This window comes from Streptomyces sp. BR123, from assembly GCF_013401435.1.
Classification (GTDB): Bacteria; Actinomycetota; Actinomycetes; order Streptomycetales; family Streptomycetaceae; genus Streptomyces.
Map to the genome: position 1 here is coordinate 1 of NZ_JACBGN010000236.1, position 11,187 is coordinate 11,187.

Annotated in this window: 8 protein-coding genes; 7 read left to right on the forward strand and 1 reads right to left on the reverse strand. The window is 73.3% G+C overall.

What is annotated here, in order from left to right; genetic code table 11:
- The coding region (locus tag HYE82_RS38485; RefSeq protein WP_256987789.1) for a VWA domain-containing protein at positions 1–1,782 on the forward strand (1,782 nt) is incomplete at its 5' end.
- Between the two features lie 140 nt (positions 1,783–1,922).
- On the opposite strand, the gene aspS is transcribed toward HYE82_RS38485, so the two are convergent.
- Complete coding sequence (gene aspS, locus HYE82_RS27710) at positions 1,923–3,740, reverse strand: aspartate--tRNA ligase (protein WP_179176898.1); 1,818 nt, start codon at positions 3,738–3,740, stop codon at positions 1,923–1,925.
- A 137-nt stretch (positions 3,741–3,877) separates the two neighbouring features.
- Between aspS and HYE82_RS27715 the strand changes: the two genes are divergently transcribed.
- From HYE82_RS27715 to HYE82_RS27745, 6 genes are all read left to right on the forward strand, one after another.
- Entirely contained in the window at positions 3,878–6,082 is a 2,205-nt protein-coding gene (locus HYE82_RS27715; protein ID WP_179176899.1) for a SpoIIE family protein phosphatase, read from the forward strand.
- Between the two features lie 48 nt (positions 6,083–6,130).
- Positions 6,131–7,201 carry an AI-2E family transporter gene (locus tag HYE82_RS27720; protein WP_179176900.1) on the forward strand — a complete coding sequence of 357 codons (1,071 nt, stop codon included), beginning with the start codon at positions 6,131–6,133 and terminating at the stop codon, positions 7,199–7,201.
- A gap of 321 nt (positions 7,202–7,522) precedes the next feature.
- A complete protein-coding gene (locus HYE82_RS27725; protein WP_179176901.1) occupies positions 7,523–7,828 on the forward strand; it encodes a hypothetical protein in 306 nt (101 codons plus the stop codon).
- Positions 7,829–7,931: 103 nt separating this feature from the next.
- On the forward strand, positions 7,932–8,867 hold the full coding sequence (locus HYE82_RS27730) for a hypothetical protein (protein WP_179176902.1): 936 nt from the start codon (positions 7,932–7,934) through the stop codon (positions 8,865–8,867).
- Positions 8,864–9,406 (forward strand): hypothetical protein, encoded by a 543-nt coding sequence (locus tag HYE82_RS27735; protein WP_179176903.1) that lies wholly within the window; start codon positions 8,864–8,866, stop codon positions 9,404–9,406. Before HYE82_RS27730 ends, HYE82_RS27735 begins: the two co-directional genes overlap by 4 nt.
- 298 nt (positions 9,407–9,704) lie before the next feature.
- Positions 9,705–11,144 (forward strand): peptidoglycan-binding domain-containing protein, encoded by a 1,440-nt coding sequence (locus tag HYE82_RS27745; RefSeq protein ID WP_179176904.1) that lies wholly within the window; start codon positions 9,705–9,707, stop codon positions 11,142–11,144.
- Positions 11,145–11,187 lie beyond the last annotated feature (43 nt).

An 11,187-nucleotide genomic window follows, 5' to 3' on the forward strand; every position in this document is an offset into this window, starting at 1 on the left:
CCCCTGCCCCCGACCGACACGGCGGCCCCCGCCGCCACACTTCCCGAGGACGAGGCTGCGGCCCCCTCCACTGCGACGGCCCCCGAAGCCGAGTTCGCGGCTCCCACCGCCGAGCCCGAGGCCGCCCCCGCGGAGCCCCGACCGGAGGCCGCCCCCGCCGCTGCGGAGGCCGATCCGGCTGCCGCTGCCGCGGAAGCGGCGCCCGACACCGCCGAGGCACCGCAGGAGCCCGTGACCGCCGAGGCCACGGAGCCCGCCGCCGAGGCAGAGCCCGTGGCCGTGGAACCCGAGCCCGTTACCGCGCAGGCCGAACCCACGGCCGCCCAGGACGAGGTGGAGCTCGCGACAGCCGACGCGCCGGAGGAGCCCGTCGAGGCGCCGCCCGCGCCGCAGGAAACCGCGACCGCCGGGGCAGCGGCCCCTGCCGACGAGGTGGAGCCCGCGGCTGAGCCCGACGCTGCCGAGGAAGACGCAGCGCCCGCCGAGGCTCAGGAAGCCGTGGCCGCCGCCGAGGCAGAGCCCGTGGCCGTGGAGCCCGAGCCCGTTACCGCGCAGGCCGAGGCGGCGGAGCCCGTGGCCGTGGAACCCGAGCCCGTTACCGCGCAGGCCGAACCCACGGCCGCCCAGGACGAGGTGCAGCTCGCGACAGCCGACGCGCCGGAGGAGCCCGTCGAGGCGCCCGCGCCGCAGGAAACCGCGACCACCGGGGCAGCGGCCCCTGCCGACGAGGTGGAGCCCGCGGCTGAGCCCGCCGCCAAGGAAGACGCAGCGCCCGCCGAGGCTCAGGAAGCCGTGGCCGCCGCCGAGGCGGAGCCGGTCGCCGAGCCCCTCGCCGCACGGGCCGAGTCGGAGCCCGAGGCCGAGGCCGTCGCCGCACGGGCCGAGTCGGAGCCCGAGGCCGAGGCCGTCGCCGCACGGGCCGAGTCGGAGCCCGAGGCCGAGGCCCTCGCCGCACGGGCCGAGTCGGAGCCCGAGGCCGAGGCCGTCGCCGCGCAGGCCGAGGCGCTTGACGCCCCCGCCGAAGCCGAGCCTGCCGAGGCGGAGCCCGTCGCCGCCGAGGCGGAGCCTGAAGCCGAGCCCGTCGCCGAGCAGGCCGAGGCCGAGGAGGACGGGGCCGCCGGGGGTCCGGCGCACAGTGCGGCCGTGGTCCGGAAGCGGGCGCCCGAGGTGGCCGCGGCCTACAAGGCGGCCGGCCAGGTGCTCCGCGCCAAGGGCAGGGCAGGCGCCCGGGCCAAGGTGTACCTGGTCCTGGACCGGTCCGGGTCGATGCGGCCGTTCTACAAGGACGGCAGCGCCCAGTACCTCGCCGACCACGCCCTCGCCCTGGCGGCGCACCTCGACGGCGAGGCGACCGTGCACACCGTGTTCTTCTCCACGGAGGTGGACGGCACCGCCGACCTGACCCTCGACACCCACTACGGGTCCTGGGTCGAGGGCCGTCACGCCGAGCTCGGCCGCATGGGCCGCACCAGCTACCACGTCGCCGTGGAGCAGGTCCTGGAGCGCTACCGCAAGGACGGCGACTCGGGCCCTGCCCTCGTCGTGTTCCAGACCGACGGCGCCCCCGACAGCCGGCAGCCCGCGAAGCAGGCTCTGGCGGACGCGGCCGCGTCGGCACCGCAGGTGCACTGGCAGTTCGTCGCCTTCGGCGACCACGACAACAAGGCCTTCGACTTCCTGCGGAAGCTGGACGCCGAGAACACCGGGTTCTTCCACGCCGGCCCGGCTCCCTGCGAGCTGACCTCGGCGGCCCTGCTCAAGGGGCTCCTGGACCGCTTCTAGGACCGGCCTCCGGGACCGCTTCCAGCGCACGCCACACGCCAACGCCCCACCAAGACGCCACACCCACGCCCCACACGCCGAAGGGCCCGGGATCGGAGGATCCCGGGCCCTTCGGCACGTCAGGTCACCGCAGCGGTGCGTTACCGCGAGGCGTCCGGGTGGACGGCCTCCGCGATCGGCTTGGCGTCCACCGGCTTCGCCTCCACCGGCTTGCGCAGCGCGATGTTCAGCTCGCGCAGGCGGGACTCCTCCAGGACCGTGGGCGCGCCCATCATGAGGTCCTGCGCGTTGCCGTTCAGCGGGAACGCGATGGTCTCGCGGATGTTCGGCTCGTCGGCGAGCAGCATGACGATGCGGTCCACGCCCGGGGCGATGCCACCGTGCGGCGGGGCGCCGAGGCGGAACGCGCGCAGCATGCCGGCGAACTCCCGCTCGACGGTCTCGGCCTCGTAGCCCGCGATCTCGAAGGCCTTCAGCATGACCTCGGGCTCGTGGTTGCGGATGGCGCCGGAGGACAGCTCGATGCCGTTGCAGACGATGTCGTACTGCCAGGCGAGGATGTCGAGCGGGTCCTTCTCCTCCAGGTCCTTCATGCCGCCCTGCGGCATGGAGAACGGGTTGTGGGAGAAGTCGATCTTGCCGGTCTCCTCGTCCTTCTCGTACATCGGGAAGTCGACGATCCAGCAGAAGCGGAAGACGTTCTCCTCGAACTGGCCGGCGCGCTTGGCGGCCTCGACCCGGACCGGGCCCATGATCTTGGAGACCTCGTCGAACTCGCCGGCGCCGAAGAACACGGCGTGGCCGGCCACGAGGCCGAGGCGCTCGGTGAGGACCTTGACGTTCTCCTCGGTGAGGAACTTCGCGATCGGGCCGGTCAGCGTGCCGTCCTCGCCGACGCGGACCCAGGCGAGGCCCTTGGCTCCGAGCGAGACGGCGTAGTCGCCGAGGCCGTCGAAGAACTTGCGCGGCTGGGCGGCGGTGTCCGGGACGGGCAGGGCGCGGACGTGCTTGCCGGCGAACGCCTTGAACTCGGAGCCCTCGAAGACGTCGGTGATGTCGACGAGCTCCAGCTTGGCGCGCAGGTCGGGCTTGTCGTTGCCGTACTTGAGCATCGACTCGCGGAAGGGGATCCGCGGGAACGGGGAGGTGACCTCGCGGCCGCCGCCGAACTCGGTGAAGAGCTCGGTCATCAGCTTCTCGATCGGCTGGAAGACGTCCTCCTGCTCGACGAAGGACATCTCCACGTCGAGCTGGTAGAACTCGCCCGGCGAGCGGTCGGCGCGGGCGTCCTCGTCGCGGAAGCAGGGCGCGATCTGGAAGTACCGGTCGAAGCCGGAGATCATCAGCAGCTGCTTGAACTGCTGGGGGGCCTGCGGCAGCGCGTAGAACTTGCCGGGGTTCAGGCGGGACGGGACGACGAAGTCGCGCGCGCCCTCGGGGGAGGTCGCGGTGAGGATCGGAGTCGCCATCTCGTTGAAGCCGAGAGCCACCATCTTGTGGCGGATCGCGGCAATCACGGCGGAGCGCAGCATGATGTTGCGGTGCATGCGCTCGCGGCGCAGGTCGAGGAAGCGGTACTCCAGGCGCCGCTCCTCGTTCACACCGTCGTCGGTGTTGATGGTGAAGGGCAGCGGGGCGGCAGCGCCCAGCACCTCGACCTCGGCGGCCTCGATCTCGATCTCGCCGGTCGGCAGGTCGGGGTTGACGTTCTCGGCGCCGCGGGAGACGACCTTGCCGTCGACGCGGACGACGGTCTCCTTGGACAGTTTGTCCAGGGCGGCAGCGGCGGCGGTGCCGGGACGGGCGACGAGCTGCGTGATGCCGTAGTGGTCGCGCAGATCGATGAAGAGGATGCCGCCCAGGTCTCGACGATTGTGCAGCCAGCCGCTCAGCCGGACGTCGGTGTTGACGTCAGAGGCGCGGAGCTCGCCGCAGGTGTGGGACCTGTACCGATGCATCAGTCATCCAGTTCTTCGCGATACCAGGGGTGGATTCAACCCTCCCAAGGTTACCGTCCGGGACGCCGACCGCGCTGGCGCGCCCGGCGGGCCCCGCGGACGGGCACGTCGCGGCGACCACCTGTAAAGATGACCCGGTGCGCACCGAGGATGTCCTGGCTGCCATCGCGACGGGCCTGTGGCGGTGGGACGACGCGTCCGGGAAGGTCAGCCTCGACGGCGAGGCCGCCCGGCTGCTCGGGCTGCCCCCCGAGCCGGCCGTGCTGCCGGAGGCGGCCGTACGGTCCCGGTTCCACCCGGTCGACTGGAACGAGATCAGCGGGATCGTCAGCCTGGCGGTGGCGGAGGGCACCCTCGCCGAGGCCCGCCTGCGGATCACGGACTGCGACGGCCGGGTGCTGCGGAGCGTCCGCAGCCGCTCGAAGCCGGTGCAGAACCGCTCGGCCGACGGCCGCCTCGGCTACGAGCTGATCGGCAGCATCCAGGAGATCGCCGAGCCCCAGCCCGGCACCACCGCCGCCCGGACCACCGTGACCGGCGACTGGCGGCGCTCCCGCGAGGCCTTCCTGCTGGACGCGGGGCGGGCCCTCGCGGAGGCCCGGTCGACGGCCGAGGTGCTGCGGGTCGCCGCCTCGCTGTCCATGCCCGGCTTCAGCCCCGACGGGCTGGCCGTCTTCGGGGTGGCCGGGGACCGGCTGTCGGTCATCGGCCACCACGGGCACGGGCCCGGGGACGAGGGCCCCTTCGCGGACATGCGCCTGGACACCGACTACCCGGCGGCGGAGGCCGTCCGCACCGGCCGGGCGATCTACCTGCCGACCGCCGAGGACTACAAGCGGCGGTTCCCGGCCACCTGGCCGCTCGCCCGGCGCTTCGGCCGCGCCTCCTGGGCCTTCGTGCCGCTGGTCGTGGCCGGGCGCACCCTGGGCGCCTGGCTGGCCGCGTTCAAGCACCCGGTGTCCTTCTCGCCGGACGAGCGGTCCGTGCTGACCACGGTGGCCCGGATGCTGGCCCAGGCACTCCAGCGGGTGGGCGTGGCCGAGTCGGAGCGGGAGCTCACCACCGGGCTGCAGCGCTCGATGATGCCGACGCTGGGCCCCGACATCCCCGGCATGCAGATCGCCGCGCGGTACGTGCCGACCGGCGGCGGGCTCCAGGTCGGCGGCGACTGGTACGACGTGATCCCACTGCCGTCGGGCCGGTTCGCGCTGGTCATCGGGGACGTGCAGGGGCACGACGTGCGGGCCGCCGGGCTGATGGGCCAGCTGCGGATCGCGGTGCGCGCGTACGCGTCCGAGGGCCACCGCCCGGACGCGGTGCTCTCCCGCGCCTCCCGGTTCCTGGCCGGGCTGGGCTCCGCGGTGCAGGGCACCGGCTCGTACGGCGGCCCGGGCTCCGGGCCCGATCCCGATCCGGACGGCGATGCCGACGCGGGCTTCGACTTCCGGAGCCCGCGCTTCGCGACCTGCCTGTACGTGGAGTGCGACCCGGAGACCGGGATCCTGGAGGTGGCCCGAGCGGGGCACCCCGACCCGGCGATCCGGATGACGGACGGCACCGTGCTGATGCGGCCCACCGCCGGCGGCCTGCCGCTGGGCATCATCCCCGACACCGACTACCCGACGACCCGGTTCGCGCTGGAGCCGGGCGAGACGATGCTGCTGTGCACCGACGGGCTCATCGAGACCGGCGGCCACGACCTGGACACGGGCTGGGCGCGGCTGCGGGCGGTCCTGGAGAGCACGTCCGGGACGAACGGGACGGAGAACCTGGAGAAGCTGGCCGACCTGCTGGTGCAGGCGGTGCAGGGGCCGTCCTCGCACCACGGCACCGGCCCGCTCGCCGACCGGCGCGAGGACGACATCGCCCTCGTCCTGCTGTGTCGGGAGGGCCCGGGCTGCGGCAGCGGCGTCCCGCTGCGGTACCCCTCCCGCCCCACGCGCCGCACGATGCTGACGGTGGCGCAGGCGGAGCCGGCCCGGATCGCGGGCGCCCGCCGGCAGATCCGGGAGCTGCTGCACGACTGGGCCGACCCCGAACAGGTGGACTCGGCGGTGCTGATGGTCTCCGAGATGGTGACGAACGTGCTCATGCACACCGACGGCGACGCGCTGCTCGTCGCGCAGGCGGTGGGCGCGCCGGGGGCGCGCCGGCTGCGGATCGAGGTGGCGGACTCCAGCGACGAGCTGCCACACGTGCGGCATCCGGGCGAGATGGCGTCGAGCGGCCGCGGGGTGCTGTTGACGGAGATGCTGGCGGACGCGTGGGGCGTGGACCCGCGCGGCGAGGGCAAGTCGATCTGGTTCGAGCTGAACGAGCGGTCGAAGCCGGATCCCGACTGAGCGAACGGCAGCGGCGGGTGGGCGGCTGACGCGTGGTTGGATGACCGCGTGCCCAGCTCCTCCCTGCTGCCCGAGCCTGTACGCCGCCTCGCCGCCTGGTGCGTGGTCGTACTCCTCGTCACCGGTGTGGCCGCGGTGGGGGTCTGGCTCTGCATCGTCCTGAAGGCCGCCGTCACGCCGGTCCTGCTCGCCCTCCTCGGCACGGCCCTGCTGGGGCCGCTGCACCGGCGGCTGGTCCGGATGAAGGTCCACCCCTCGCTCGCCGCCGCGCTCACCTGCCTGGCCGTGCTCGCGGTGGCCGGCGGGGCCACGTACATCGTCGTTTCGGCGCTCCTCAACACCGGCGACCAGATCATCGGCGCCCTCCGGCGCGCCGGCCAGGACCTCACCGGGCATTTCGGTGCCGCCGGGACCTCCCTGGAGGACCTGGCCGCCAACGCCAAGGACCTGCTGGCCAAGTTCGGCGGCACGGCCGCCTCCGGCGTCATCGCGGGCCTCAGCGTCGTCGCCGAGGTATTGGCCATGGCCGCCCTCGCCCTGCTGCTGATGTTCTTCTTCCTGCGGGACTCCCACCGGGCCGCCGAGGCCCTGCGCGGGCTCGCCCCCCGCGGCAGGGGTGACGGCGTCGAGGCGATGGCCCGGCGCGCCTTCGACGCCGTCGAGGGCTTCATGCGCGGCACGACCTTCATCGCCCTGATCGACGCCGTCCTCATCACCGTCGGCCTGCTGGTGCTGCAGGTGCCCGGCGCCGTCGGGCTCGGCGCCCTGGTCTTCATCGGCGCGTACATCCCGTACCTGGGCGCCTTCCTCTCCGGTGCGCTGGCCGTCCTCGTCGCCTTCGCCGAACGGGGCTGGGCCATCGGCCTGTGGGTCGTCGCCCTGGTGGTCGCCGTGCAGCTGGTGGAGGGCCACTTCCTGCAGCCGGTGATCCAGAGCCGGACCGTGCAGATGCACCCGGTGGTGGTCATGCTGGCCATCACGGCCGGCGCCAGTGTCGCCGGGATCCTCGGGATGCTGCTTTCGGTGCCCCTGGCCGCGGCCGCGTTCGGCATGGTGTCGGAGCTGCGGGCGCGCCATCCGGGAAGCCGGCGCAGCGAGCGGCGAGAGCAAGACGAGTAGCAGGTGTTTCCGGACAACCGCGAAGCGGTTCCCGATCATCCATTAGCGGAGGACCCGAGGCGGCCGTTTTCCCGCGGCCCGCGTTTTCCAGCGCAAACACCGAAAATGATCTGACGACGCGGCGCGAGCGGCCGGCTGATCCGATACGAATGCTTGAGGCTGATCTCGGCCACGCGGCCGAAACCCCCTGGTACGGGAATGCCGTTCGTGCCATTGTTTTTCACTGGACCGGGGGGACCAGCTCAGCGCTTGCCGCTGACGGCGGTACTGGCTCTTCCTCTCGGCTGCACTCCGACGTGTCCGCTCAGAAGAGGAGACAGCGTGCGCAAGGCAGCAAGGTTCACCGCGGTGGCGCTCTCCGCCGCCGCGATCGCCCTGGGATCCGTCACCGTCGCCCACGCCGGTGACTACACGCAGGACGGGGTCCGGATCCGCTCCAACTCCACCACCTCGTCCACGACCCTGGGCCTCGGCTACAGGAGCCACACGATCACGCCCATCTGCTACAAGTCGGGCACCGTGATCAACGGCAACCAGTGGTGGGACAAGCACCGCAACAACAACACCAGCGTCACGGGCTACAGCTCCATGACCCTGCTCAGCAAGTGGGCCGCGAACCCCTGCTGATCGGCGCTCGGATCCACCCGGGGCCGGGACCGCTGGAATCGGTCCCGGCCCCGGGTGTGCCGGGCAGTGTACGACCACCAGTCCCACCATCGAAAGGCTGATCGTGCACCACGCACGCCAACGGCTGCCCCTGCTCCTGGCCGCCGCCGTCGCGGTCGCGGCGCTCGGCGCCTGCAGCGGCCCGTCGACGGAGAAGCAGGGCGGCGCGGCCGCGGCCACGGGCGAGCCTCCGGTGAAGGTCACCCCGCAGCCCGACCCGGCGAACGCCGCTCTCCCGCTGGACGCCTACGGTTTCGACAAAAGTCAGCAGAAAGTGCTCCAGCAGGCGCAGGACATCCTCACCGAGGCCTGCATGCGCCGCATCGGATTCGCTTCCTTCAAGAATTCGAATACGTACGTCGCCGGCCCCGACACCCGTCGAAGCACCAGCGGAATCGGCCTTGTGGACGCCGACTCAGCAAAGAAATACGGTTATCGCACGGGCGAATTGCCGAATCGTGATGCGGGTGCCCCGGCCAAGCGCGACCCGAGTGAGACGGCTGCCCTGTTCGGCCCGCAGGACGGCGTCCCCGCCCACCCGGGCGCCCCGGAAGGCGGCTGCGCCGGCGAGGCCGCCCGCAAGCTCTACCCGAAGGGCCCCAAGGGCACCTCCACGACCCCCGCCGGGAACGGCCTGGTCGACGAGCTCACCCAGCAGGCCGGAGACCGGGCGCGCGGCGACAGCCGGGTCACCGCGGCCATCTCCCAATGGAGCTCCTGCATGCGCGACGCCGGGTTCCAGGTGAAGACGCCCTGGGAGCTCCAGCAGATGGAAGGCACCCGGTGGACCGGGCCGGTCACCGGCGAGGAGATCACCGCTGCGACGACGGACGTCTCCTGCAAGCAGAAGACGAAGCTCTCCGACACCTGGGCCGCCGTCCTGACCGCCTACCAGAACACCCTGATCGAGAAGCACAAACAGGATCTGGACCAGGAGAAGAAGCACCTCGGCGAGCAGGTGGCGTTCGCCGAGAAGGTCCTCAAGGACGGCGCGGCATGAGGCTCCGCCCGGCGGCGTGCGCCGTGCCCGCCGTTGCGGCAATCCTCGCATCGGCCCTGATCACGGGGTGCAGCACCGCCCCTGCGCCGCCCTCCGCTCCCGCGGGGGGTACGGCGGCCGCGCCCGCGCTGCAACCGCCGAGCCCCGAAGTGCGGCAGGCGTACGACACCTACTGGACGACCTGGCTCGCGGCGAACCGCACGCCGGACCCGCAGGACCCGGCCATCGAACGGGTGGCCACCGGCAGCCAGTTGCAGGAGCTGCGCGACAACCTCGCCCATTCCAGATCCGCGGGCCAGGTTCTCCTCGGCGAGGTGGGCCACCGGGTCGACGGCGTGGAGAGCCCGGGGCCCCGGTCGCTGATCCTGCACGACTGCGTGGACCTGGACCGCTGGCTGATCCACGACGCCAGGACCGGCGAGCCGATCGACCAACTGAAGGACAAGCCCTCACAGATGGGCGCCTTCACGCTGACCCGGGAGAACGAGGGCGACTCGTGGCGGGTGAGCTCCCTCCAGGTGATCGGCGAGAACTGCTGAGCGACGAAGTGGGTTTCACGTGAAACATCAAGAGCCGCCGGCAACCGAGCCCGTGGTGGACGCGGCCGACGAGCCGGACGGGCCTCCCGGGCCCGACGGGCCTGACGGGCCTGACGGGCCTGACGGGCCTGACGGGCCTGACGGGCCTGACGAGCCCCAAAGGTCCGACGGGCCTGACGGGCCTGACGAGCCCCAAAGGTCCGACCGGCCTGACAGGTCCAACAGGCCCGACGGCGCCGACCAGCCCGACGCCTCCAACGGGCCCGACGCATCCAACGGGTCGGACGGATCCGACGGGTTGGACGACGCCCGGGCCTCGCTGGGGCGTCGGCGTCGCATCCTGACCTGGGTCGTCGCCGGCGCCGTCGCCCTGACCGGGGCCGGTATCGCCGTCGCCGCCACCATCCGCTCCCCCGCCCAGGTCGCCGCCGACGCCGCGCCGCCGAACGCCTCCGTCCTCGCCGACCGGGTCGAGCGGCGGGTGCTCACCTCCTCCGTGGTGGTCCGCGGCACGGTCGCCGCCGAGCAGACGTTGACCGTGTCCCCGGGCGCCGGGGCCGCCGCGGCCGCCGGTACGGGCGGCAAACCCGTGGTCACGCGGATCAACAAGCAGCCCGGGGCGGCCGTGCAGGCGGGCGAGGTGCTGGTCGAGGTTTCGGGGCGGCCCCTGTTCGCCCTGGCCGGGGCCCTGCCCGTGTACCGGGACCTGAAGCCCGGCGCCACCGGCAAGGACGTCGGGCAGCTGCAGGAGGGCCTCAAGGCGCTCGGCCACCCCGCCGGCAAGGACCCCTCGGGCACGTACGGCCCCGGCACCAAGGCGGCGGTCACCGCGCTCTACGCCGCGCTGGGCCACACCCCCCGGCCCGCCGATCCCGGCGACACGGAGAAACTACAGGCGGCGGAAGACGCCGCCGACACCGCACAGCGGCAGGTCACCACCGCCAAGACCGCACTCGCCAAGGCCAAGGCGGGCGGCGGCGCCGACACCGCGGAGGCACAGCAGCAACTCGCCTTCGCCCAAGCGGACCTGGCCAAGGCCAACAGCCGCCTGGAGGCGGCCCGGGCGACCTCCGGACCGATGGTCCCGGCGGACGAACTCGTCTTCGTCAAGGGCTTCCCGGCGCGCCTGGACGCGGTCAAGGCGGCGGTGGGCGAGCCCGTACCGGATGCGCTGCTGACCCTGTCCGCGGGCGCCCCCGTGATCCGCTCCTCCCTCCCGGCCCACCAGAAGGACCTGGTCAAGGCAGGTATGAAGGTGGAGGTTCTGTCGGAGGCCACCGGACTGACCGCCACCGGGACCGTCGCCTCGGTGGCCACCGCCCCGACCCCGGCGACCGGCGGATCCGGGGCGTCCGGGCCCGGGGCGGGCGCCCCGGACGGCGCCGGCTCCGGCGGGGCTGCCCCGGGCGGGGCCGCGGACGCCGGCGGGTACGCCCTGACCGTCACGCCGGACCAGGCGCTCGACCCCCGGCTCGCGGGGCAGGGCGTACGGCTCACGGTGACGGCCGCGTCCTCGGGCGAGCCGGTCCTGGTCGTGCCGCTGTCCGCTGTGTCGGCCGGGGCTGACGGGCGGACCACCGTCACGGTCCTCGGCAAGAACCCGGCCGCGGCGGGCGAGCGGCGGCGCGTCGAGGTCCGGGCGGGGATGTCCGCCGACGGGATGGTCCAGGTCGAGCCGGTCGGCGGGGGCGCGCTCGCCGACGGGGACCGGGTCCTGGTCGCCCAGGCGAAGCCATGACCGCGCCCCGGCACCTCCAGGACCCGCCGGCCCCGGACCCCAC